This is a genomic window from Christiangramia portivictoriae DSM 23547, assembly GCF_000423045.1.
Taxonomy (GTDB): domain Bacteria; phylum Bacteroidota; class Bacteroidia; order Flavobacteriales; family Flavobacteriaceae; genus Christiangramia; species Christiangramia portivictoriae.
Genome location: NZ_KE383971.1, coordinates 144404 through 168480 on the forward strand (window position 1 = coordinate 144404; position 24077 = coordinate 168480).

The following is a 24077-nucleotide window of genomic DNA, read 5'->3' on the forward strand; positions in this document are numbered from 1 at the left end:
CGAACTAATTACTTTCGTACTGGAACTTCATCGGTATCTCTGCGGTATTTCAGCATGGAAATTCCTGCTACAAAGAATACGAATCCAAGGATGGTAAGAGCCCAGGGGCTAAGCATTAGTGCCACGCTTCCAAATATCCCTAAAACGCCCATTACCAGTGCAATCGCACCGCCAATAGTCATAATCATTGCTAAGACTTTAATCATAATGCATTAAATTATTGGTTATCAATAATAAAAGTATCTATTTAAATTAATTGGAAATTAGAATTAACAAACTTTACAATTTTACCCTCAACCTTTCTATTTCCCGTATCGCTTCTGTTTCATCGCCCCAACCCTGGATCTCTGTATGATCCTCAAGGTCATAATGAGCAAACCAGGTTTCCAGGATGTTTACTGCACCGGGATATTGGTCCAACAGCTGTTGGTAATTTTCAGCCTGGATGGTCCTGAATTCTTTGCGAGCGGGAATAGCTATAATTTTAAAGTCTTCTTCCCCGGCATCTATGAGTTTGATCATACCAATAGGGATAAATTCCACGACCGTTCCAGAGTCTAGGGTGCTACTAAGGAGCATGATATCCAGTGCATCACCGTCTCCACCATTCACAGGATCTGAATATGTGGACGGGATGAACCCGTAATTTGCCGGATAAGCCAGAAAATCTATGATCCTCTCCTGTCCTTGCCGAAGGGACGTATTGAAACGTCTTAAATCCTTGTCGTATTCAACCTTGGCATTGGTGCCTGCCGGAATTTCTATAATGGCCTGGTAATTCCCATCTTTTGAAAGTAAGCTGGTGGATAGCAAGTCCTGTCCAGACTTGCAGGAGGCAACCAATATCAAAATAAGAAGAAGCAGCTGCCTTTTCATGCTAGTTCCAGTAGATCATAAAGTACTTTATCTTGGCATCATCTGGAATTTGTGAAGCCATGATCTTGCTATCTGTATCATAGCGAAGATTAGACGGTAATTGTGCTTTGTCTATGGTAATGTAGGCATTGATCTCATCCAGAAATACTACTGCAGAGTTGATGGTATTCTCGATCCTTGAGATCGTATAGTTCTCCATGATATCCTTGAAGGTGCTATTCACATTAAGTCCGTTCTTTGTCTCATATCGTGCATCTAGTATGCGAATGTATCCAATGGTACTGGTAGAGTCAAATTCCTGAAGTGGTTCCAGGCTCATCAGGGCTGCACCATCTTCGCCGAAAATCTTGATCTCATCTGTAGAACGAAAGTCCTGCGGACCACTAGTTTGTCTTACAATACTGTCATTTTTAAAAATGCTGTCCAGTTGATTGATCTTAACTTCCTTTTTCAAAGGTCCCACTTGTGTTGGAGTAATGAGAAATGGATTTTCTTCATCACTTGTACATGATACCATCGCGGCACAAAGGCCTAGAAAGATAAAAGCTTTTTTATACATAAATTCGAGTTCCTTTATTTTAAAATTTTATTCAATATTCCCATCACGCCGCGTATAAAAGTTGCACTGGTGAGTACTTTGATGATCGCACCTTCGCGAGAGCTTTTGCTTTTACGACGGGAACTGGTTTTAGTTACTTTCTCGCGTTGTTCTTTGGCCTGTTGTCTGGCTTCTTCACCTTCTGCCTCTTCGATCTTTTTATTTAAGATCTCATAAGCACTTTCGCGATCGATTTCCTCATTATATTTCTGGACAAGTTCAGAATTTTTGTTGATTTGTCTCAATTCTGAATCAGTTAATATGTCCATTCTGCTCATTGGTGCGCGCAACATGGTCGCTACCAGTGGAGAAGGTCTTCCTTTTTCGTCTAAGGCTGAAACCATGGCTTCCCCAATACCTAACGAGGTAAGCATATTTTTGGTATCGTAAAATTCAGAAATAGGATAATTTTCAGCAGCAAGTTTGATGGCCTTTCGGTCTTTGGCGGTAAAAGCCCTTAAAGCATGCTGAATTTTCAGTCCCAATTGTCCCAAAACTTCTTCAGGTACATCGGCCGGATTCTGTGTCACGAAGTAGAGCCCGACACCCTTGGATCGTATCAGTTTTACGATACTTTCAATTTGATCAAGTAATGCATCTGAAGCTTCATCAAAAATTAAATGTGCTTCATCTATAAATAAAACGAGTTCCGGCTTATCCATATCGCCTTTCTCTGGGAAACTTGAGTAAATTTCAGCAAGCAGCGACAGCATGAATGTAGAGAACAATTTTGGCCTGTCCTGTATATCGGTAAGTCTCAAAATATTTACATAACCTTTGCCATCTGAGGTTTTTCTTAGGAGATCATTTACTTCGAAAGACTTTTCACCAAAAAACAACTCTGCACCTTGTTGTTCCAGTGCCACGATCTTCCGAAGAATAGCACCGGTGGAAGCGCTGGAAATTCTTCCATATTCCTTGCTAATTTCTTCCTTACCTTCTTCAGTAGTATACTGAAGCATCTTTTTAAGATCCTTAAGATCCAGAAGTGGAAGATGATTGTCGTCGCAGTATTTAAAAATGATCGCCATGATACCGGATTGAGTATCATTCAGATCCAAAATTCTTGATAAGAGTACCGGGCCAAATTCACTGACTGTTGCTCTTAGTCTTACGCCGTCCTGTTCTGAAAGACTGAGCATTTCTACAGGTGCAGCAGCAGGATTATAAGGGAAACCGAGTTTCTCATGTCGTTCATCTATAAATGTCGCGCCATCTGAAGCTTTGGCAATCCCGCTAAGATCACCCTTTACATCCATTAGTAATACCGGAACTCCCTTCTGAGATAGATTTTCTGCCAGGATTTGGAGCGTTTTCGACTTTCCGGTTCCGGTAGCACCGGCGATCAATCCGTGCCGGTTCATGGTTTTTAATGGAACCTTTACCGGCGCACTCGCAAAAACCTGTTCTTCCAGCATACCTGCACCCAGATATATATAGTCGCCTTTTGTAGTGTATTCTGAAGATATATGATCTACGAATTTTTCTGTTGTGGTCATCTTACTGCAGATTTTAATAATGTTATGGTACCATTTTTACTATTCACCTCAGCTTCAATTCCATTCGGGATCGTGCTGTTGTCATCTATATGACCAATCATTGCGCCTGAGAATGCAGGGATCTTCAGTGGTTTGATATAGTGATCTATGACTTCTTCCATGGTAAGTGAGCCATAACCGCTTCCACCGGGATCACAGCCAGTACATTTTCCAAAGACAAATCCTGAGACCTGCTCAAGGATACCGCCAAGTTTGAGTTGGGACATCATCCTGTCTACAGCATAGATCTTTTCTCCAATATCTTCGAGATACAGGATCTTATTAGACCAGTTCCCAGGGAAGTAAGGAGTTCCCATGATGGCTGTTAATACAGATAGGTTTCCGCCAAGTAATTCTCCTTTCGCGGTACCAGGATGAATAGTTCTAATTCTATTACTGGTTTGCACTTCCAGTAAATTGTGATTTTGAGGATTGGCATACTCAATCATATCTCCTTCAAATAGAAGCGTCCTGAAAATTTCGTAATTGAATTCATTCCAGGAAGAGCTAGCCATTGGTCCATGAAATGTCACCAGTCCGGTTTTTTCATAGAGTGCCAGATGCAATGCGGTAATATCGCTATACCCTATAAAGATTTTCGGATTATTTTGAATTAGGTCGTAATCAATTTTGTCCAGAATTCGTGAAGCTCCGGCACCTCCGCGAAGAGCAATGATCGCATTAATATCAGGATCACCGAACATTTGATTTAGTTCTGAAGCACGTTGCTCATCGGTTCCACCCAGGTGGCCGTATCTGCCTTTGGCGAATTCTCCAAATTTCACCTTTAATCCCATTCCTTCGAGATTTTCCCGGGCGATCTCATAAGGTTCGCTGTCAAAAATCGCTCCGGCAGGACTAACGATTCCGATAGTATCACCTTTAGAAAGTTTTTTTGGAATTAGTTTCTGCTTATCGAAAAGTTGCGGCTTTGGAGCTGCTGAAAATGATTGAAAGGGAATGCTTAATCCTGCAAGTCCCAGACCGTAAACGAAATTGCGTCTTTTCATAGGTATGTATACTGTCTCGAAATTAGGGAATATTTGGAACTTCTAAAATTCAATATCTATTTCGAATATGGATTAACAACTTTGAAATTTCAGCCTTGATCTGTTCAGCAGAACCTAAGTGATTGGAATTCATGATACTGAAGATTAGCAGTCGATCACTATTTGTTTTCAGATAACCACTAAGGCTATAATTATTTTTTAAAGTGCCAGATTTGGCGAATACAAATGCATTTTCGTCTGTTAATATATCTGCAAGGGTTCCATCTTTTCCTGCGGTGGGAAAAATGGCTGTAATCCAGGTCTCTGTTTTTTTGTTCCAGATGCGTTGGAGAATGTTTGCCAGGTTAGCTGGTGAGTTCATGTTATACCTAGACAATCCAGAACCATCTGCCCATTGAAATTCGTCTGGCAGATCGTTCAAAAGCATCTTTCTGGTTTGATCTATGGCAATTCGTGTGCTCATGGTGTCGGTTAATTTTTCTGAAATCATGACCAGCAATTGTTCGGCAATGAGATTGTCGCTCTGGTGCATCATTTGTTTGTAAAGACTGTCGGAAGCGATGGACTTGATGGTCTTGCTGGCTTTTTGGCCAGGAGGAATCATTGTAATAGATCGTCCAGTTTGCTGCTCAAGAATTTGAATGCTTAATTCTTCTGAAGTTTCAAAAGGAACACGAAAAGTATCCTGCTTCTGAATGTTCTGCGGAACCATAAATTGATTCCTGCCCTCCAACTTTTTTAACCTGTCTACATCACTGTATATAATGCTGTCCTGAAAAATACCCGGATAGATGATAACACCTTTGTTGCTTTGACTGAAGCTAAGATTATTTCCATAAACAGGAATGGCAGAAATTTGAGGAGAGAAGGCGTAAGTAAAGTCATCCCAGCTCCAGCCGGCACCGTAAGCCGCCTGTTTCCAGTTGGCTGTTTGATAGTAGATGGAATCCCTGGAATTCCGTAGAAATTCCAGGGCTGCGCTCGAGGAGAATTCAGGATTTAGCAATCCCGGATCTCCGGTGGCGGAAACTATGAGCGAATCTTCCGTATTTCTGTATCTGAATGTATGAATGCTGTCATCCAGAAAATGTATGGCAGCATATAGACTGAGTATTTTGGTATTCGAAGCGGGAGTGAAAGTTTTGTGAGCGTTGTACTGAAATAGTTCCTTACCAGATGCAGCATCCAGCAAAATCATCCCGGTAAATCCATGATGATCTTTCTCGAATGCTTCGGTTCTTCGAGATAAACCGGGAGCACAGGAGGATATGAAACCCAGGGCGAACAAAACTGCTATGAAGATCTTCAGCCGCACATTAAATATTTGCTTTAAATATAAAGTATATCGGTTTCAGAATTAAACAGAAGGAACAGAAACTCAAAAACAAAGGTTATTGATCCTGAAGTATAATGATTATCTTTGCCGGCTATGATTTCAGAAGAGACAAAAAGCCTGGTTGACAAAGGAATAATGCTTCCGCTAATGGAAGAATTTTATACCATTCAGGGAGAAGGATTCCATAAGGGAACGGCCGCGTATTTTATACGAATTGGTGGTTGTGATGTAGGTTGTCACTGGTGTGATGTGAAAGAAAGCTGGGATGCCTCTACACATCCACCTACCCATATCGGGGAGATTGTTGAAAATGCCACTCGCCACAGCAAAACTATTGTAATTACCGGTGGTGAACCATTAACCTGGGACATGACTGCGCTCACCCAGAATCTTAAAAATCAAGGTTGCGATATACATATAGAGACTTCCGGGGCTTATGAGCTTTCCGGAACATGGGACTGGATATGTCTTTCACCCAAAAAAATCAAATTACCTACGGAGGAGATCTATCCTTTGGCGAACGAGCTTAAGGTGATCGTTTTTAATAAACATGACCTGCAATTTGCTGAAGAACAGGCTGCCAGGGTGAGTGAAAATTGTATCTTATATCTGCAGCCGGAATGGAGTAACCGGGAGAAGGTGATCCCAATGATCGTGGATTATGTTATGGAAAATCCAAAATGGAAAGTATCATTACAAACTCATAAGTATTTAAACATACCATAAAAAAAACGCCCGTGAAGGGCGTTTTTGATTTATTTGCTGCTGTACTTCAGCTTAGTTCACATTCTTAAATGGAACTTTTACGTAGCTGTTGTCCCATCCAATAAGAAGGTCTGCACCATTTTTAGCTTCCTGAAAAGCCATCGATAGCGATTCGATCGTATTAGGAGCCTTTCTTACCGGCACATTGATTCTTACCTGGTCCTCTTTATCTGTATATTCATAAGAACCCCATGTATTGGTTTTGCTATTAAGAATAACGGTCCATTCCTGTTCTCCGGGAATAGTGTATAAAGTGTAATTTCCAGCTTTAATGGTAGCATCTGCAACTTTCATATCCTTATATAAAGTTACTTCGGTGGCTTCGTTCGCTCCAGTTCTCCATACCTCTCCATAAGGTACCAGTTTACCGAAAATCTCACGATTTCTTTTTTGTGGTCGGCTATAAATAACTCTTGCCACTGCAGCATCATCTTTGTCTCTGTACAAAGCGAGGTCCATTGGACTTGCGTCTACTTTGGAGAATTTAAGTTCTTCCTTAGAATAGTTCACCTTATCGTCATCCTGTGCGTTAATAGGACTGGCAACGAAGAAAAACATTGCGCTTAAACCACCTATGATCAATTTTTTCATAATTCTAAATATTTGAATTTTAGTAAGTATAAAGATAAGATGTAGAAAAGCGTGAATTGTTAAAGAAGCTCCAACAAGCTGTTAAAATTTTAGTGCAAGTTTACAAATGGAAGAAAAGTTTCAATTTTAGGGGGATGTACTTGCTTTTAAGATGTAATTCTTCAGAAGAACTTTTCAATTATAATTGCTTTTGAAAATTGCGTTTTCATTTATATAGCATTGACCCATATTTGTCTCATAATAATAAACAATATAAGTCATGTGTGGAATTTTAGCAGTTATCGGAAAAGATCTTGACAAAAAGAAGATCGCTGATCTTTCAAAAAGAATGTCTCATAGAGGCCCTGATGAAAGCGGACTGAAAATTACTGAAAAAGGTTACGTGATAGCTCACGAACGCCTTTCAATCGTAGATCTCACCACAGGTATTCAGCCAATTCAAGGAACTGAATCTGCCTGGATGGTACACAATGGAGAGATTTATAACCACATGTCGCTAAGAAATAATGAACTTAAGGATCATACTTTTAGAACTACAGGAGATTCTGAAGTCATTGTTCACATGTATGAAAAGTACGGTCTCGAATTTGTGGATAAATTGGATGGCGTCTTTTCTTTTGTCATCATAGATGGTGAAGATTTTATGGTCGCCAGGGATCCAATTGGTGTGAAACCTCTTTACTATGGTAAGGATGAAACTGGCGCCATGTGGTTTGCCAGTGAAATGAAATCTCTTGCAGACAGCTGTATTGAATTTCACGCTTTCCCTCCTGGGCATTATTATACTCCAGAAACCGGGTTTGTAAGATATTATTCTCCAGATTGGTTTGATGCTGAAGTTGCCACGCAGCCGGCAGATCTTAAAAAACTACGTGAAAGTTTGATCGAAGCGACCAGAAAAAGACTTATGGCAGATGTGCCGCTTGGTGTATTGCTTAGTGGTGGACTCGATTCTTCATTAACAAGTTCTATTGCGGCGAGGCTAATGAAAGATAGTGGCCAGACTTTGCATTCCTTCTCTATTGGATTGGATGAAGCGGCACCAGATCTTATTGCAGCACGTAAAGTTGCAGACTTTCTGGGAACTGAACATCATGAAATTCATTTCACCGTAGAGGAAGGGATCTCTATTCTTAAAAAACTTGTGTGGCATCTCGAAACCTATGATGTCACTTCCATTAGAGCCAGTACCCCAATGTATTTTCTTTCCAAAGCTATTGCTGAAAAAGGGATAAAAGTAGTATTGTCTGGAGAAGGATCAGACGAGATTCTGGGTGGATACCTGTATTTCAAAAATGCTCCTTCTGCGGAAGAATTTCAGAAAGAGACCATTAGAAGAGTACAGCGACTGGCTACTGCAGATTGCCTGAGAGCAGATAAATCAACGATGGCTCATGGTCTTGAAGCACGGGTGCCTTTTCTGGATAAGGCATTCTTAAAGACCGCTATGGAAATAGTTCCTGAAGAAAAAATGCCGGTTACTTATGATGGAGTGGAAAAGTATATTTTAAGAAAAGCATTCGATACTCCTGAAGAGCCTTTTCTTCCAAAGGAAGTATTGTGGAGACAGAAAGAACAGTTTAGTGATGGAGTAGGTTACAACTGGATCGACCAGTTAATAGAATATGCTTCAGAGCAGGTAACAGATGTACAAATGCAAACTGCAGCTACAAAATTCCCGGTGAATACTCCAGCGACCAAGGAAGCTTATTTCTACCGCGAGATCTTTCAGGAGCACTTCCCACAGGATTCTGCAGCAAAGACTGTAAAAAGGTGGATTCCGAAGTGGCAGAAAGATCTGGATCCTAGCGGAAGAGCCAATGAAACTCATGTCGCTCCCGGTATGAAGAAAGTTGCCGTATAAACCTCAAAAAATATCTGAATTAGCTCAAAACCCGAAATGTGAAAATATTCTTAAACATTTCGGGTTTTTCCACATAATTTGTTGATAACTTCAAGCCTGAGCGCAGGTCTGTAACCTGTTAAAAGTATGCGAATTGTTATATTTGTTCGTTATCCAAAAGAGATAAAATTAATTAGCATAATATGAGCGAAGAAGCTAAGAAACATAATTATTCTGCCGACAGTATTCAGGCATTGGAGGGGATGGAGCATGTTCGAATGCGGCCTTCCATGTATATTGGAGATACCGGTGTTCGAGGACTGCATCACCTGGTGTATGAGGTTGTTGATAACTCTATAGATGAGGCTCTTGCCGGACACTGTGACAATATAAAAGTGACTATCAATGAGGATAATTCCATAACCGTAGAAGATAATGGTAGGGGAATCCCGATAGACATGCATAAGAAAGAGGGCGTTTCAGCATTACAGGTGGTAATGACCAAAATTGGTGCCGGTGGTAAATTCGATAAGGATTCTTATAAGGTTTCCGGTGGTCTTCACGGGGTTGGAGTTAGCTGTGTGAATGCGCTTTCAACTCATTTAAAAGCTACTGTTTACAGGGATAATCAAATCTGGGAGCAGGAATACGAGATTGGAAAGCCAATGTATCCTGTGAAACCGGTAGGGGAAACTGAGCTTAGTGGAACTATCGTGACATTTAAGCCAGATCCAAGTATCTTTCAGCAAACCCTGGAATATAATTATGATACTTTGGCCAGTCGTATGCGCGAATTGGCATTTCTGAATAAGGGTATAAGGATCAGTCTTACAGATAAAAGGAATAAGGAAGAAAACGGAGAGTATGTTCAGGATAATTTTCATTCTGAAGAGGGCTTAAAGGAATTCATAAAATTTCTGGACGGCAACCGAGATCCAATTATTGGAGATGTGATCTCCATGGAAGGTGAGAAGAATGACATTCCTGTTGAGGTTGCTATGATCTATAATACCTCTTTTAATGAGAATCTTCACTCTTATGTAAACAATATTAATACTCATGAAGGTGGAACTCACCTTTCAGGGTTTAGACGTGGTCTTACCACCACTCTTAAGAAATATGCAGATGCTTCCGGGCTTCTGGATAAGGTTAAGTTTGAAATTACCGGAGATGATTTCCGTGAGGGATTGACTGCGATCATTTCAGTGAAAGTTGCTGAACCTCAATTTGAAGGTCAGACTAAAACAAAATTAGGAAACCGTGAGGTGACCTCTGCAGTGTCTCAGGCAGTTTCAGAAATGCTTGAGAATTATTTGGAAGAAAACCCGAACGATGCTAAAACTATTGTTCAGAAAGTAATCCTTGCTGCGCAGGCGAGAAATGCTGCGAAAAAAGCCCGTGAAATGGTTCAGCGTAAAACCGTCATGAGTGTAGGCGGCTTACCTGGAAAATTATCAGACTGCTCAGAGCAGGATCCGGCACAATGCGAAGTATTTCTTGTGGAGGGAGACTCGGCAGGTGGAACAGCCAAACAGGGTAGAGATCGTAAGTTTCAGGCGATCCTTCCATTGCGAGGTAAAATTCTGAATGTCGAAAAAGCGATGTCTCACCGCGTATTTGATAACGAGGAGATCAAGAATATTTATACAGCGCTTGGGGTAACCATTGGAACGGAAGAAGATAGTAAAGCTTTGAACCTTTCAAAACTAAGATATCATAAAGTAGTAATTATGTGTGATGCCGACGTGGATGGTAGTCACATTGAAACTTTGATTCTAACGTTCTTTTTCAGGTATATGCGAGAGTTGATCGAAAACGGTCATATCTATATCGCAACACCACCATTGTATCTTGTAAAAAAAGGGCAGAAGAAGCGATACGCATGGAGCGAAAAAGAGCGTGATGAAATCGCTGAAAGTTACAGCGGTGGAGTTCAGATCCAAAGGTATAAGGGTCTTGGGGAGATGAATGCCGAGCAGTTGTGGGACACCACGATGGATCCGGAATTCAGAAAACTAAGACAGGTAAATATCGACAATGGAGGTGAGGCAGACAGGATTTTCTCCATGTTGATGGGAGATGAAGTTCCTCCAAGACGTGAATTTATCGAGAAGAATGCTAAATATGCCAATATTGATGCTTAGTATTTTCTAACATAATAATGATCTAAACCCACGCTAAAACTAAGTGTGGGTTTTTTTCGTTTAATATTTGTGTGACTCTTATATTTACCAACCCTAACACCTATAATTTAACCTAAATCAATACAAGTGAAAAAATTTAAAATCTTAATGCTTGTTCTCACTATTTTTAGCGGTGGAATGATGCATGCTCAAACAGTACCTGCAGAAGGACAGGAGATTATCGATGATCTTCTATTTATTGCAGATGGATTTGCTACTCCTGCAGCAGAAAGCGCAGCATACCAGGCGACAGCAAGCTGGTTTACATCAGCCAAAGCACTGGAGCCATGGAAGGTGGATGTTTCCCTGCACGCTAATGCTTTGTTTGTTCCTTCGAGTAAAAAGGAGTTTACCATAAATAATAATGACTTTACCAATCTTACAATTGCTGGTGGAGGCAACGCGGCTGTAGTTCCAACTGCATTTGGGAGTGATACAGATGTAATGTTCAATGGAAACTTTCTTGGTCAGGAATTCGCATTTCAGGCTATCGAAGGTATAGACACAGGCGCTTTGATGTATCCTTTTGCTCAGGTTTCGGTAGGATTGCCTTTGGGCTTTCAGCTGGGGGTTAGAGCTTTGCCGGCCCTGGAGGTAAGTGGATCTGAGTTTAGTACTTATGGCATCGGATTGAAGCACAATTTGAGTCAGTATTTTGGCAGAAGAAGAACAAGAGATGATGATCTGGAAGTTGCCGCCATTGTTGCGTATGATATTTTTGATGTGAAGTACGAATTTGAGCAAATTTCAGTACCTAATCTCCTTAATCTTAATTTGATCGATGTAAGTTCCGGAGTTTGGATGGCTGAGGTGATGGCATCCAAGAAATACGAAAACTTTGAAATCTTTGGAGCACTTGGTGTGGCACAATCAGACTTTGAATATGAATTTGGAGGCAGCGGTCTGGCACTGGATCTGGTCAATAACGAGATTTCAAGGCTTAATGATTCACAGGCTCAGTTTAAAGGAGATATTGGTTTTAATCTATATTTCAACAGTTTCAAAGTGAGTACCATGGCTACTGCCGGAAAGTTTGTAAATCTGAACGTTGGATTACACTTCCTGCTTTAGGCTGAAACTGATTTAACCATTCCTTATTATTAAAACTGCATCGTAATTCGTAATTTCGCAGTCGATATTAATAGAAATTAAATATAATTTTAACATGAAAGTTACCATAGTAGGAGCAGGTGCAGTTGGTGCCAGTTGTGCAGAGTATGTAGCCATAAAAAATTTCGCTTCAGAAGTAGTATTGCTTGATATTAAAGAAGGATACGCTGAAGGAAAAGCCATGGATTTAATGCAAACGGCAACACTTAACGGTTTCGATACCAAGATTAGTGGAAGTACAAATGATTACTCTAAGACTGCAAATAGCGACGTAGCAGTTATAACTAGTGGAATTCCTCGTAAGCCAGGAATGACCAGAGAAGAGTTGATCGGGATCAATGCAGGAATCGTAAAAGAAGTATCTGCGAATTTGATCAAGCATTCTCCAGATGTAACCCTAATCGTGGTTAGTAATCCAATGGACACCATGACTTACCTGGTTCATAAAACTACGGGACTTCCAAAGAATAAGATCATTGGAATGGGTGGAGCATTAGACAGCGCTCGTTTTAAGTATAGGTTAAGTGAAGCCCTGGAATGCCCTCCGTCTGATGTTGACGGGATGGTAATTGGTGGACACAGCGATACTGGAATGGTGCCATTAACTCGCTTGGCTACAAGAAATTCTGTGCCTGTATCAGCATTTCTGGAATCAGATCGTCTTGACCAGGTTTCAGAAGATACAAAGGTTGGTGGAGCTACATTGACCAAGCTGCTGGGAACCAGTGCATGGTATGCGCCAGGTGCTGCAGTATCTGGACTTGTACAGGCAATCGCTTGTGATCAAAAGAAAATGTTCCCATGTTCTGCATTGCTGGAAGGTGAGTATGGATTAAGCGATCTTTGTATTGGTGTGCCTGTTATTTTAGGTAAGAACGGTATCGAAAAAATCGTTGAGATCGAGCTTAATGATGCTGAGAAAAATAAGATGAAAGAAAGTGCCGAAGGAGTGAAAAAGACCAACGGATTGCTAGACGTTTAAGTCTGTAATAAATTTTTCTGACTATACGCTAAAGCCACATTTTATGTGGCTTTTTTGATGCTTTTAAAAGTTAAAATTATCCAAAAAAAAATATTGGGATTTGAATTATGAAGTCCTATATTTGTCCGTTTTTAAAATAGACCTAATAATCAATAATTTGAGGAATAATGCAGAATAAAGGACTGATTAAAGTTTTTGCAATTTTGTTTGGGCTGGTATGTTTGTACCAGTTGTCATTTACTTTTTTGACAAACAACGTTGAGAGTGATGCTGAAGAATTTGCCATACAGAAAGTAGGCGAGGATGTAGAAAACTACTCAGAACTTCGTGACCAGGCAGAAGCAAGATATCTTGATTCTATTGGAGACAATGAAATTATTGCCGGGATCACTTATGATTCAGCGAAAGACAAAGAACTGAACAAAGGATTGGACCTTAAAGGAGGTATCAATGTGATTCTTCAAATTTCGGTTAGAGATATTTTAAGCGGACTGGCGAATGACTCTCAGGATCCGGCATTCAGAAAGGCTATTGCTGAAGCAGATGCTGCTCAAACTGATAGCCAGGAAAATTATGTAGATCTTTTCTTCGAGGCTTTCAATAACATCCCAAATGCTAAGCTTGCATCTCCTGATGTATTTGCCAACAAAGCATTAAGCAGCGAAATCAATTTCAACATGAGCAATGAAGAAGTTGAGCCAATCATAAGACAGAAAATTGACGAATCCATTACTTCAGCTTTTGAAGTATTAAGAAAGCGTATCGATAAGTTTGGTGTAACTCAGCCAAACATTCAGCGTTTAGGAAATTCAGGAAGAATCCTTGTTGAATTACCAGGAGCTAAAGATATCAGCAGGGTGAAGAATTTGCTGCAGTCTACTGCACAACTTGAATTCTGGCATACTTATAAAAGTAACGAGCTAGGTGGATTCCTGGTTCAGGCGAACAACCGTCTTGCTGAAATGAAAAAGTCTGAGGAGGTTACTTCCGAAGAAGAAATAGATTCATCAGCAACTTCAGGAGATAATGAGATCGATGATCTGCTAGCTGATGCTGAAGACAGTACCAGCGTTGAAACAGGAAATAACCCGTTGTTTGATCTAATGGCTTCTCCAGGTTTTCAGGGTGGGCCAGTTCTTGCGAACTTCAATGTTCAGGATACTGCGCAGGTAATGGATTACCTTCAAATGCCGCAGGTAAGATCATTACTTCCTTCAGAAATGCGTTATGCTAAATTTGTTTGGGGTGTTGCAGATGAGGATACAGAGACTGCTGCATTATATGCATTAAAAGGTAATCGTAACATGGAGCCACCACTTAGTGGAGGTGTGATCACAGATGCACAGCAAACTTACGATCAATTAGGACGTATCGCAGTAAGCATGCAAATGGATGGAACCGGAGCTAAGATCTGGGAAAACATGACAGGTAAAGCTTCTGCTGAACAAAGCCAGATCGCGATTGTTCTTGATAACATCGTATATTCTGCACCTGGTGTTTCTACCGGTGCGATTGCTGGAGGTAGAAGTGAGATCACTGGTGATTTCACCATTACTGAAGGTCAGGATTTAGCTAACGTACTTAGAGCGGGTAAATTACCAGCTTCTGCAGATATTATTCAGAGTGAGGTTGTAGGTCCCTCTCTTGGTCAGGAAGCGATCGACAGTGGTATAATGTCATTTGGTATCGCACTTATCCTGGTATTACTTTGGATGATCCTTTATTATGGTAAAGCAGGGGTTTATGCAGATATCGCCCTTATTGTAAACATCTTATTCATCTTTGGAATTCTTGCCGGACTTGGAGCTGTCCTAACACTGCCTGGTATCGCCGGTATTGTGTTGACTATTGGTATGTCTGTAGATGCGAACGTGCTTATCTTTGAACGTATCAAGGAAGAACTTGCAAAAGGTAAAACTCAAAAGGAAGCCATTGCCGATGGATTTAGAAATGCATTGTCTTCTATTCTTGATGCCAATATCACTACTGGTCTTACAGGTCTTATCTTATTCTTATTAGGAACTGGTCCTATCAAAGGTTTTGCAACTACCTTATTAATTGGTATTGCTACCTCTTTATTTACAGCAATCTTTATTACCAGATTGTTTATTGACGGATATGGAACGAGAGGTAAATCTTTGGATTTCGCAACTTCCATGACCAAGAATCTTTTCACGAACATGAATATCGACTTTCTTAAGAAGAGAAAGATCGCTTATATCGTGTCGGGAATATTTATTGTGGTTAGTTTAGGTTCATTGTTTACGCAGGGTCTTAACGAAGGAGTAGATTTTGTTGGAGGAAGAACTTATACGGTGAGATTTGCGGAGGATGTAAATCCTACGGCTGTAGAAAAGGATCTTGCTCAAGTATTTGGAAGTGCAGAAGCTAAAACTTTTGGTCCGGATAATCAGCTAAAGATCACTACGAAATATAAAGTGGACCAGGAAGGTGCAGAAGTGGATGAAGAGATCCAGAGATCTCTATTTGACGCGCTTGGATCTTATCTGCCAGCAGATATCTCTTACGAACAGTTCGTAGATGGAGCAGACGATAAGGAAGTTGGTGTAATGCAATCTATGAAAGTAGGTGCGACTATTGCAGATGATATCAAGAACGCTTCATTCTGGGCGGTATTAGGATCTTTGATCGTGGTATTCCTTTATATCTTATTAAGATTTAGAAAATGGCAATTCAGTTTAGGTGCGGTGACTGCAGTATTTCACGATGTGTTGGTAGTACTGGGAATCTTCTCCTTACTATACAAAGTGATGCCGTTCAACATGGAAATTGATCAGGCTTTTATAGCGGCAATCTTAACCGTAATTGGTTACTCCCTGAATGATACCGTGGTAGTGTTCGATAGAATTCGTGAATTTGTAAATGAGCATTCTACATGGCCATTAGGAAAGACTGTGAATGCAGCACTTAACAGTACATTGAGCAGAACTCTAAACACCTCGCTTACTACATTGGTTGTACTCCTTGCAATCTTTATCTTTGGTGGAGAAAGCATTCGAGGGTTTATGTTCGCATTGATTATTGGTGTGATCGTAGGTACTTATTCTTCGCTTTTCATTGCCACTCCGGTCATGTTCGATAGCGTAAAGAAAAAGTCCTCTTTAGAGTCTAAGAAAAAGCCAGTTGCTGAAGAGGCGACAACGGTTTAAAAACTAATATTTTTTGTATTTAAAAGGCTTCCAATTTGGAAGCCTTTTTTGTTCAGAATCACTGCGGAAGCTTTTGTTCAGAATCACTGCGGAAGCTTTTGTTCAGGATTTCTCCGGAATTTTTTGGATTCATAGAATTACCCATAATTTCAGTTTATATATGATCCAAACTGAAGACGTTTTAGAGCAGAATAGCTTAAAGCTATTCCGAATGAAGCAGTCTGTCGTGGCACTGTCCAATCCTCGGAAATCTGAAGCTTAAGAATTCTTTAGTTCAAATTATGTGAGTTCTGTATCGTCATACGTGAATTAATCAAAAGTTCTAAAGATCGGCTTACTGCTAGCCTTGAGTCGGCAATTAAGATTTATCCACGTTTGGTTTTCGGACAATAAGATATTTCAGTTCAGGTCAATTGCTAAGTATACGGAAACCTGCATAGGGCCTAGTAAAGACTGCAAAGAGCGCTAGCCTTGCATTTGAAGTGCATTATATTCCGAATTATCATTAATTCAGTCGTATCAATCAGAAGAAATCAAAAAGCAAAGATTGAAATTCAGGGGGGCAATGAGATTTAAATAATTCCTGAAAATTTAGCTTTGCTGAGGAATGTTCAGAATGCCAGTAGAGAAGCTATAAATTTTAACTGCTGGGATACTGCCAACTATAGATACATGCGTTAGCATTTGCCGATACCTGAAATGATAAATTCAAGAATTAGTTTATCATATTTAAAGCATTACTCTTTTGCTAAGCTGAAAGTACTGATTGAATCGATATTCCACTCTTCAGCCAGTCCAGCATTGATTTCCAGTACAAATTGTGCAGGTCCCTCTGAAGGTAAGCTCGTTTCATCTCGTGGTGTTGCATTCTTTTGAATGCTTACTAACGTACTGTCTGCATCGTAATAAAGAATATCCAACGGGATATAGGTGTTTTTCATATAGTAATTGCGAATCCGTTCGTTCTCGTAAACAAACAACATGCCCTGCTCGTTTCCCAGGCTTTCCCTGTACATAAGCCCAGTTTGTCTTTCATAATCGGTTTCGGCAAGTTCCACGTCAATCTTTCGAAGTGTATCACCATTCGAATTTTTCAGGTATAATTCAGCTTCTTTATTAAAAATGATTGGTTCGGTTTCGATAGATTCCTCCTTTTCCGTAGTATTATCGCAGGAACTAAAACCAAAGCCGAGTGTAATTATGAGTAAACCAGTACGAAACAATTCCATTTTCATGACCTATTTTTTGGCTGGACGATACATGAAGTAAAGTCCGGCAATTACAAATGGGATACTTAACCATTGCCCTGTATTCAATAACCAGTTGGCGCGTTCACCAACTTGTGGTTCTTTTACGAACTCTACAAAGAATCTTACGGTCCATAGCAGTACCAGGAAGAGACCGAAAATATAACCAAGCTTCAAACGCTTCTCAGTTTTCCAGTAAATAAACCAGAGAATCAGAAATATGAGGAGGTAACAACCAGACTCATAAAGTTGAGCGGGATGTCTGGCGAAATCTTCTCCAAGTTTTTCGAATACAACCCCATAATCTGTGCCGGTTGGCTTTCCTGTAATTTCAGAATTGATAAAGTTTCCAATTCTAACAAAAATAGCTCCACTGGCAACAGGAATTACGATCCTGTCCAGAATCCATAATACGGGTTTTTTAAGTACTCTTTTTGCATACAAATACATCGCTACGATAATTCCTATCGCCGCGCCATGACTCGCAAGTCCTCTGAATCCTGTAAACTTAAATTCAGGTTCAAATCTTACCGGAAGAAAAATTTCCAGCAGGTTATTCTGAAAATATTCCCAGTCGTAGAATAGCACATGCCCCAATCTGGCACCTATCAAGGTGGCTAGTACGGTATAAATAAACAACGAATCCAGTTTCTCTATATCTATACCCTCACGAACATAGATCTTTTTCATTATGTACCAGCCAAGCGTAAAAGCGATGATGAACATGACACTATAATAGTGCAGATTGAAAAAGCCCAGATCCAGTCCTTCCGATGGATTCCAGTGTATAGCATTAAATAACATAAAGATTAATTTGAATAGCGGTAAATATACATATTTGAAGATTCTTAACCTTCTTTCGAATGGGATTTTGGCGGTACGGGATCATAACCATGGCCACCCCATGGATTACAGCTAAAAATCCTCTTCAAGGCCAGCCAGCCTCCTTTAATTGGGCCATGTGTTTCTATGGCCGTAACAGCATACGTGGAACAGGAAGGAGTATATCTACAGGTAGCCGGTGTTAATGGAGAAATAACAGCCTTGTAGAATTTGACCAGTGCGATCAAAAACGAAGACAATGCCTGGCGTAACATGTTAATTAAGACTAAATGTAGTGCCTTCTTTCCCATCCTTCAGCTGAATGCCCATATCCAGTAACTGATCCCTTATCTGGTCGCTTAAAGCAAAATTCTTGTTTGCACGGGCTTCAGCTCTAAGCTGGATAAGTAATTCGATCGTACCACTGAGTTTGTCGGCATCTGTATCAGCTTCAGAAGTCATATCACTTAGCCCCAGAATATCAAACATAAAGGCTTTCATACTGTCCTTTAATTCTTTCCTGTCTTCCGAAGAAATACTTACTGATCCTTCTTTAATATTGTTGATTATTTTAACAATATCAAATAATTTCGCGATCACAATAGGACTATTGAAATCATCATTCATGGCGTCGTAGCAGGACTGTTTCCAAGATAAAAGATCAAAATCTGTTTTATCTGAAGTTTGAATTTCATCCAGGCTATGGTAAGCATCCATCAACCTGTTGAAGCCTTTCTCACTACCCATAAGAGCATCACTGCTAAAATCGAGGATGCTGCGATAATGTGCCTGCAGGATGAAAAACCGAACCACGTTTGGGCTAAAGGCTTTCGTTAACACATCATTCTGTCCACTAAAGATTTGTTCTGGCAAAATAAAATTACCAGTGCTTTTCGCCATCTTTTTCCCGTTGAGGGTCAGCATATTGGCATGTAACCAGTAATTTACCGGAGACTTTCCACTGGCTGCTTCTCCCTGAGCGATTTCGCATTCATGGTGTGGGAATTTAAGATCCATTCCACCGCCGTGAATATCGAATTCTTCTCCTAAATACTTCGTACTCATCACGGTACATTCAAGATGCCATCCGGGAAATCCATCGCTCCATGGTGACGGCCAGCGCATAATGTGTTGCGGTTCAGCTTTTTTCCATAAAGCAAAATCCTGAGGACTTCGTTTGTCACTTTGAGCAGCAAGTTCACGCGTATTTGCGATCATGTCTTCAATCGCTCTACCGCTTAGTTTCCCGTACTGATGATCTTTATTGAATTTGATCACGTCAAAATAGACCGATCCATTTGCTTCATAAGCGTAGCCATTTTCAAGAATCGTCTTAATGATCTCTATTTGCTCCACGATATGTCCCGTTGCAGTAGGTTCAATACTAGGAGGAAGATTATTGAATTTCTGAAGAATATTGTGAAAATCGACAGTGTACTTTTGGACTACTTCCATAGGTTCGATCTGTTCCAATCTGGCTTTTTTTGCGATGCGATCTTCACCACTGCTATCGGCTTCATTTTCCAGATGGCCGGCATCGGTAATATTTCTTACATAGCGCACCTTGTAACCTAAATGCTTTAAATACCTGAAAACAAGATCAAAAGAGATGAAAGTTCTGCAGTTCCCTAAATGTACATTGCTGTAAACGGTAGGACCGCAAACATACATTCCAACATTACCTTCGTTGATAGGAGTGAAAATCTCTTTTTCACCGCTCATAGAATTATAGAGTCTAAGGTTTTGTTCCTGGTATAGCGCCATGAAGAAAAGTTTTATGCTTAGAAAGAAGTATCTAATTTAATATAATCGAGAAATTCCCTGCGAACCTCTTTTTGTTTAAAAGCTCCACCAAACTCGCTGGTAACAGTGCTGCTTTCGATATCTCGAATACCACGGCTGTTCACACAGAGATGTTTCGCATCAATCACACACGCAACATCTGGTGTCCCGAGTGCATTCTGTAATTCCTGAACGATCTGCATCGTCATCCTTTCCTGAACCTGCGGTCTTTTAGCGTAATAGTCTACGATTCTATTCATTTTGGAGAGACCAATCACCGTACCGTTTGAAATATAAGCAACATGAGCTTTTCCCACGATAGGTAATAAATGATGTTCGCAAGTAGAGTAAACAGTAATATTCTTTTCTACAAGCATTTCTCCATACTTGTATTTATTCTCAAATACAGAAGCTTTAGGTTTGCGCTTTGGATGTAATCCTGAAAATATCTCGTTCACAAACATTTTTGCCACTCGTTGCGGAGTTCCTTTGATGCTGTCATCTTCCAGGTCCAAGCCAAGAGTGTCAAGAATATTTCTTACATCCTTTTTGATGAGTTCGATCTTTTCATCGTCGCTAACTTCGAAGGCGTCATCTCTTATTGGATTTACAGCGCTGCTGCCAGCGTGTGCATCACCCATTTCATCTATATCGTTCAAAATTTTATCTACTTTCATGCGTTTTGCAATAATAGTCGGTCAAAACTGTTTTGGCTTGCAAAGATACATAATTTATAAGGTTTACAGAATGCGCAAAATCAAATGAACCTGAGAGATTGTTTGCTCATATTTTCATATTTTGCGCTAGTTTGGTTGAGGCATCCCAAAGGTATGAACATCAGATTCCAGTTATTTGCAGTTTTCTTTATTCTTGCGGGTTTTTCTGCCTTTGCTCAGGGATCGATCTGTTCTAATATTGAGCCTTTCTGCGCCGGAGACCAACGCCTCACCTTCCCCAATTCGAATGCAACAAATAGCAGTCAGATTTCTGGCGAGCTGGGCCCTGATTATGGTTGCCTCGAAGAACAGCCTTATCCTGCATGGTTTTTTCTTCAGGTAGAGGATAATGGAAATTTGAGATTCAGAATAAGTCAGAATAGCAGGGAAGATGGACGAGGAGTGCCTCTGGATGTGGACTTTGTGGTTTGGGGACCCTTCGAAAGGGGAGAGGATTACTGTAGCGCCTCAAATCTTAGCGTAGCCAACCAGGTGGATTGTAGTTACCTGCCAGATTCCGTCGAAACCATGACCATTCCAAACGCCAGGGAAAACGAAATTTACGTGGTGGTCATCACAAATTTTGAACAGGTGCCAGGTTTTATAAGTCTCGAACAGACTAATACCGGAGAAGGCTCAACAGACTGTTCCATCCTTGAGTTTGATCTTGGAGATGATATTGCGGTTTGCGGGGAAGATGAATATTTGCTCGATGGAACTTCAGATGAAGATGCGGAATATCAGTGGTTCAAATATGATGAATCATTAATGGAATATGTTGAGATTCCAAATGAAACCGGACCAACTTTACTGGTTACCGAAGAAGGGGATTATAAGCTGATTGTTACAGATGTTCTGGAAGATAAGACAGAAGAGGATGAGATCAATATTTCATTCTATGATATTCCGGAAATCTTTCCTGCGGAAGATCTTGCAAATTGCGACTCAGGAAGTTCTATAGATCTCACTTTGTTAAATAACCAATTGATTGGTGCTGCTGCTGAAGTATCTGATCGTGAGGTCAGGTTTTACGAAAGCTTACAGACCGCTGAAGATAACGAAGCAATAGCAAGTCCTCAAAACTTTCCTTTTGAGGAAGGAAAACAACTGTACGCCAGAGTTGTAGATAATGAGTCAGGATGTTTATCTGAAATAGAATCTTTTAACCTGACTATTTTCGATTTTCCTGAATATTCTTTAGCTGAAGAAACTGTTGTGTGCGTTAACCTGGCAGGGAATGCTATTGGTAGTTCTACTTTAGGTGAAGATTTGGGTGAAGAGTATCAATATGAATGGATTCTGGATGGAAATATAGTTAGTACAGAAGCTCGCTATACTTTAGAAGTGTTGCCTGGCAATGGCATATTGGAGCAGAATATTATTCATGCTGAATCGGGTTGTTTTCAGTCGTACTCTACATCCATTCAGCCAGTTTCCCGACCTGAAACTCTGGAAGTGAACATTTCAGGGTCAGATTTTGGAGATGGATATGTAATTAACCTTGAAGCCGTTGGAGGAATCGGGCAGGAATTCGCCTCTTACGAATATCGTTTGGATGGTGGAAACTGGAGAAGTTCGCCAAGATTCAAGGACGTAAGACCTGGAAATCACTTTACATATGTTCGAGAGACAAATGGATGTGGAGAAACCAGGAGTACGTCGTTTTTCCTGGTTGGCTATCCTCGTTTCTTCACGCCCAATAATGATGGATTCAACGATACATGGCAACTAATAACCGACGAGAATATCAAGATTCATGAAGTGATGATTTTCGATCGTTATGGTAAAAGCATCATAGAGCTCAAAGCCGGTGAAGATTTTTCCTGGGATGGTACCACTAATGGCCGGCCACTTCCAGAAACCGACTATTGGTTTAAAGTGATCTTTAGTACTAACAGTACAGACAGAGAGGAGTTTATGGCTAACATCAGTCTCATAAGATAGAAGGCTGATCAATAGACCAGCCTTCCATAATTTTAGATATTTAAATATTAAAGTCCTATTGTTAGTGTGGCAACGAATTGAGAGAGGTCTCTGTCCAGACTTACAGGATCAAGCAGTCCTGAATTTAAAGGGCGAATTTGTTCCTGATAATTTGAAGTTTCATAAGCGATATCCAGGTTTACAGAGCCAAAGTTGTAACCGAGACCAGCGCTGTAACCATTGAGGTCACTACGTATCTCCTCGTTTTCAAACGGACTGGCCTCATAGCGGTACCCAGCTCTAAAGCTTAGAGCCTTTAACCTGTACTCTCCACCAATCCTAACCGCCGGTGCCATGTCCATAGTTTCAGAGATCGCATTGTTCAGACTCTGGAAAAAGAGATCGTTTTTTGGTTTAAACTGAATATTTCCATAATCTGTCAGGCTTAGATCACCACTTATAAGTCCGTTCTTTCCGAACAAAAACGCAATACTACCAGTATGGACAGATGGGGTTTGGAAATTATATTCAGGATAAACATTAATGATATTTGGAGAAACACTAACAAACTCACCAGTACTGCTATAGGTATCCAGATATTGAGAAGTTTCTTCGAACATATTGTACCAGGTTGGCGACTGGTAGGTATAACCAAGTCTTACATGATCACCAGCTTTCGCAATGGCACCTAACTGGAAACTGAAACCATCTCCGTTAGTTCTCAAGTTATTACCAAAGTCAATCCTGGAAGTTATATTAGGATCGTTTGAGCTATTAGGATGCAACTCAGAGATCTCTGTAAATTTATCATAATTAATGAAGTGACTGTTTAAGTTCAGCCCCAGGTACAACCAATCTTCATATTGGGTCGCGATATTAAAGCTTAATTTTCCATTAAGTCCGGTAGTGTGATAACGATATTGCTGGTCAAAGCTACCGTCCTCCACTAGAGAAAAATATTCTACATTGTCAGGATTGTCTTGGTTGGCTTCTATGATATAACCCTGATATCCTAAAAAAGCCTGTTGTTCATCGAAACCGAAGTTTTCTCCTAAAAAAGAGTATAGATCGGCTATGTTTTCATCGTCTCTTAGCTGAAGTTGATCAAGCGGAACACCATTAGCTTTTTGAAGAAAATAAGCATCAACAGATCGCTGGGAAATTCCACCGGCGACAAAATTATTATCAAAACTGGAAGAAGTATTGAAGTTAAGTCCTAGGCTAAACTTACTTAACTTCTTATCAGGACTCCCCTGGAATACAAAAACACCACCAGCGTTTCCAAGATCAACATCATCATTTTCAGCAAAGGTGCTATTTCCATTATAGTTTAAATTATCATCGGTATTTCTGGACTTCAGACTAATGGTTGCAATACTATTCAGAAATACTGCGGAGGAAGCAGGATTACTGGAAATTGCTGAAATATCACCACCTAAAGCTCCAAAAGCACCGCTCATACCAATGTATCTTGCAGTTCCATTTAGTTCAGATCTGGAATAGCGATAAGCATCATCAATGCTCTGTGACCATAGTTTTCCCGCAAAAATTAACAGGCATATTAAAAACGTATTTTTCATGTTAT

The 24077-nt window shown here is 40.3% G+C and carries 20 protein-coding genes; 7 read left to right on the top strand and 13 right to left on the bottom strand.

Features of this window, described 5'->3' with window-relative positions; translation table 11 throughout:
- Window positions 1–8: 8 nt before the first annotated feature.
- The 6 genes from G529_RS0109000 to G529_RS0109025 form a co-directional block, all read right to left on the bottom strand.
- Entirely contained in the window at window positions 9–206 is a 198-nt protein-coding gene (locus G529_RS0109000; protein WP_026915213.1) for a hypothetical protein, read from the bottom strand.
- A 73-nt stretch (window positions 207–279) separates the two neighbouring features.
- Window positions 280–876, bottom strand: a complete 597-nt coding sequence (locus G529_RS0109005; RefSeq protein WP_026915214.1) for an inorganic diphosphatase — start codon at window positions 874–876, stop codon at window positions 280–282.
- A gap of 1 nt (window position 877) precedes the next feature.
- On the bottom strand, window positions 878–1435 hold the full coding sequence (locus tag G529_RS0109010) for a hypothetical protein (protein WP_026915215.1): 558 nt from the start codon (window positions 1433–1435) through the stop codon (window positions 878–880).
- A 14-nt stretch (window positions 1436–1449) separates the two neighbouring features.
- Window positions 1450–2973 carry a helicase HerA-like domain-containing protein gene (locus G529_RS0109015; RefSeq protein WP_026915216.1) on the bottom strand — a complete coding sequence of 508 codons (1524 nt, stop codon included), beginning with the start codon at window positions 2971–2973 and terminating at the stop codon, window positions 1450–1452.
- Window positions 2970–4022 (bottom strand): S66 peptidase family protein, encoded by a 1053-nt coding sequence (locus G529_RS0109020; protein WP_026915217.1) that lies wholly within the window; start codon window positions 4020–4022, stop codon window positions 2970–2972. Before G529_RS0109020 ends, G529_RS0109015 begins: the two co-directional genes overlap by 4 nt.
- Before the next feature lie 49 nt (window positions 4023–4071).
- Window positions 4072–5337, bottom strand: coding sequence for a D-alanyl-D-alanine carboxypeptidase/D-alanyl-D-alanine-endopeptidase (locus tag G529_RS0109025; protein ID WP_157514595.1), 1266 nt, complete (start codon window positions 5335–5337; stop codon window positions 4072–4074).
- Window positions 5338–5451: 114 nt separating this feature from the next.
- On the opposite strand from G529_RS0109025, the gene G529_RS0109030 reads away from it, so the two are divergent.
- Window positions 5452–6084 carry a 7-carboxy-7-deazaguanine synthase QueE gene (locus tag G529_RS0109030; RefSeq protein WP_026915219.1) on the top strand — a complete coding sequence of 211 codons (633 nt, stop codon included), beginning with the start codon at window positions 5452–5454 and terminating at the stop codon, window positions 6082–6084.
- Window positions 6085–6135: 51 nt separating this feature from the next.
- Here G529_RS0109030 and G529_RS0109035 read toward each other — a convergent pair whose 3' ends face one another.
- Window positions 6136–6714 (bottom strand): DUF2911 domain-containing protein, encoded by a 579-nt coding sequence (locus G529_RS0109035; protein WP_026915220.1) that lies wholly within the window; start codon window positions 6712–6714, stop codon window positions 6136–6138.
- Between the two features lie 259 nt (window positions 6715–6973).
- Between G529_RS0109035 and asnB the strand changes: the two genes are divergently transcribed.
- The 5 genes from asnB (at window position 6974) to secDF (ending at window position 16002) form a co-directional block, all read left to right on the top strand.
- On the top strand, window positions 6974–8578 hold the full coding sequence (asnB, locus tag G529_RS0109040; RefSeq protein ID WP_026915221.1) for an asparagine synthase B: 1605 nt from the start codon (window positions 6974–6976) through the stop codon (window positions 8576–8578).
- A gap of 182 nt (window positions 8579–8760) precedes the next feature.
- Window positions 8761–10701, top strand: coding sequence for a DNA topoisomerase (ATP-hydrolyzing) subunit B (gyrB, locus tag G529_RS0109045; protein ID WP_026915222.1), 1941 nt, complete (start codon window positions 8761–8763; stop codon window positions 10699–10701).
- Between the two features lie 126 nt (window positions 10702–10827).
- Window positions 10828–11811, top strand: a complete 984-nt coding sequence (locus G529_RS0109050) for a DUF6588 family protein (protein ID WP_157514596.1) — start codon at window positions 10828–10830, stop codon at window positions 11809–11811.
- A gap of 94 nt (window positions 11812–11905) precedes the next feature.
- On the top strand, window positions 11906–12832 hold the full coding sequence (mdh, locus tag G529_RS0109055) for a malate dehydrogenase (protein ID WP_026915224.1): 927 nt from the start codon (window positions 11906–11908) through the stop codon (window positions 12830–12832).
- 167 nt (window positions 12833–12999) lie between these two features.
- Window positions 13000–16002 (top strand): protein translocase subunit SecDF, encoded by a 3003-nt coding sequence (gene secDF / locus G529_RS0109060; protein WP_026915225.1) that lies wholly within the window; start codon window positions 13000–13002, stop codon window positions 16000–16002.
- Between the two features lie 737 nt (window positions 16003–16739).
- Here secDF and G529_RS0109070 read toward each other — a convergent pair.
- Genes G529_RS0109070 through folE form a run of 5 tightly spaced genes read right to left on the bottom strand, consistent with a single transcriptional unit; the run spans window position 16740 to window position 20530 of the window.
- Complete coding sequence (locus G529_RS0109070; RefSeq protein WP_035695886.1) at window positions 16740–17237, bottom strand: DUF192 domain-containing protein; 498 nt, start codon at window positions 17235–17237, stop codon at window positions 16740–16742.
- A 3-nt stretch (window positions 17238–17240) separates the two neighbouring features.
- Window positions 17241–18053: a prolipoprotein diacylglyceryl transferase gene (gene lgt, locus G529_RS0109075; RefSeq protein WP_026915227.1), complete on the bottom strand. Its 813-nt coding sequence runs from the start codon at window positions 18051–18053 to the stop codon at window positions 17241–17243.
- Between the two features lie 44 nt (window positions 18054–18097).
- On the bottom strand, window positions 18098–18346 hold the full coding sequence (yidD, locus tag G529_RS16385; RefSeq protein WP_084509767.1) for a membrane protein insertion efficiency factor YidD: 249 nt from the start codon (window positions 18344–18346) through the stop codon (window positions 18098–18100).
- Window position 18347: 1 nt separating this feature from the next.
- Complete coding sequence (gene cysS / locus G529_RS0109080) at window positions 18348–19835, bottom strand: cysteine--tRNA ligase (protein ID WP_026915228.1); 1488 nt, start codon at window positions 19833–19835, stop codon at window positions 18348–18350.
- 17 nt (window positions 19836–19852) lie between these two features.
- Window positions 19853–20530 (bottom strand): GTP cyclohydrolase I FolE, encoded by a 678-nt coding sequence (folE, locus tag G529_RS0109085; protein WP_026915229.1) that lies wholly within the window; start codon window positions 20528–20530, stop codon window positions 19853–19855.
- Window positions 20531–20683: 153 nt separating this feature from the next.
- Here folE and G529_RS15705 point away from each other — a divergent pair, with 153 nt between their 5' ends.
- A complete protein-coding gene (locus G529_RS15705; RefSeq protein WP_051201407.1) occupies window positions 20684–22513 on the top strand; it encodes a T9SS type B sorting domain-containing protein in 1830 nt (609 codons plus the stop codon).
- Window positions 22514–22560: 47 nt separating this feature from the next.
- On the opposite strand, the gene G529_RS0109095 is transcribed toward G529_RS15705, so the two are convergent.
- Entirely contained in the window at window positions 22561–24072 is a 1512-nt protein-coding gene (locus G529_RS0109095) for an OmpP1/FadL family transporter (RefSeq protein ID WP_026915230.1), read from the bottom strand.
- Window positions 24073–24077 lie beyond the last annotated feature (5 nt).

Coding starts and splice junctions, on each gene's coding strand:
- folE (WP_026915229.1), bottom strand. CDS start 20,530: ATGAAAGTAGATAAAATTTTGAACGATATAGATGAAATGGGTGATGCA.
- cysS (WP_026915228.1), bottom strand. CDS start 19,835: ATGGCGCTATACCAGGAACAAAACCTTAGACTCTATAATTCTATGAGC.
- G529_RS15705 (WP_051201407.1), top strand. CDS start 20,684: ATGAACATCAGATTCCAGTTATTTGCAGTTTTCTTTATTCTTGCGGGT.
- G529_RS0109015 (WP_026915216.1), bottom strand. CDS start 2,973: ATGACCACAACAGAAAAATTCGTAGATCATATATCTTCAGAATACACT.
- asnB (WP_026915221.1), top strand. CDS start 6,974: ATGTGTGGAATTTTAGCAGTTATCGGAAAAGATCTTGACAAAAAGAAG.
- G529_RS0109035 (WP_026915220.1), bottom strand. CDS start 6,714: ATGAAAAAATTGATCATAGGTGGTTTAAGCGCAATGTTTTTCTTCGTT.
- yidD (WP_084509767.1), bottom strand. CDS start 18,346: ATGTTACGCCAGGCATTGTCTTCGTTTTTGATCGCACTGGTCAAATTC.
- G529_RS0109095 (WP_026915230.1), bottom strand. CDS start 24,072: ATGAAAAATACGTTTTTAATATGCCTGTTAATTTTTGCGGGAAAACTA.
- lgt (WP_026915227.1), bottom strand. CDS start 18,053: ATGTTATTTAATGCTATACACTGGAATCCATCGGAAGGACTGGATCTG.
- G529_RS0109010 (WP_026915215.1), bottom strand. CDS start 1,435: ATGTATAAAAAAGCTTTTATCTTTCTAGGCCTTTGTGCCGCGATGGTA.
- gyrB (WP_026915222.1), top strand. CDS start 8,761: ATGAGCGAAGAAGCTAAGAAACATAATTATTCTGCCGACAGTATTCAG.
- G529_RS0109000 (WP_026915213.1), bottom strand. CDS start 206: ATGATTAAAGTCTTAGCAATGATTATGACTATTGGCGGTGCGATTGCA.
- G529_RS0109005 (WP_026915214.1), bottom strand. CDS start 876: ATGAAAAGGCAGCTGCTTCTTCTTATTTTGATATTGGTTGCCTCCTGC.
- G529_RS0109070 (WP_035695886.1), bottom strand. CDS start 17,237: ATGAAAATGGAATTGTTTCGTACTGGTTTACTCATAATTACACTCGGC.
- G529_RS0109030 (WP_026915219.1), top strand. CDS start 5,452: ATGATTTCAGAAGAGACAAAAAGCCTGGTTGACAAAGGAATAATGCTT.
- mdh (WP_026915224.1), top strand. CDS start 11,906: ATGAAAGTTACCATAGTAGGAGCAGGTGCAGTTGGTGCCAGTTGTGCA.
- secDF (WP_026915225.1), top strand. CDS start 13,000: ATGCAGAATAAAGGACTGATTAAAGTTTTTGCAATTTTGTTTGGGCTG.
- G529_RS0109020 (WP_026915217.1), bottom strand. CDS start 4,022: ATGAAAAGACGCAATTTCGTTTACGGTCTGGGACTTGCAGGATTAAGC.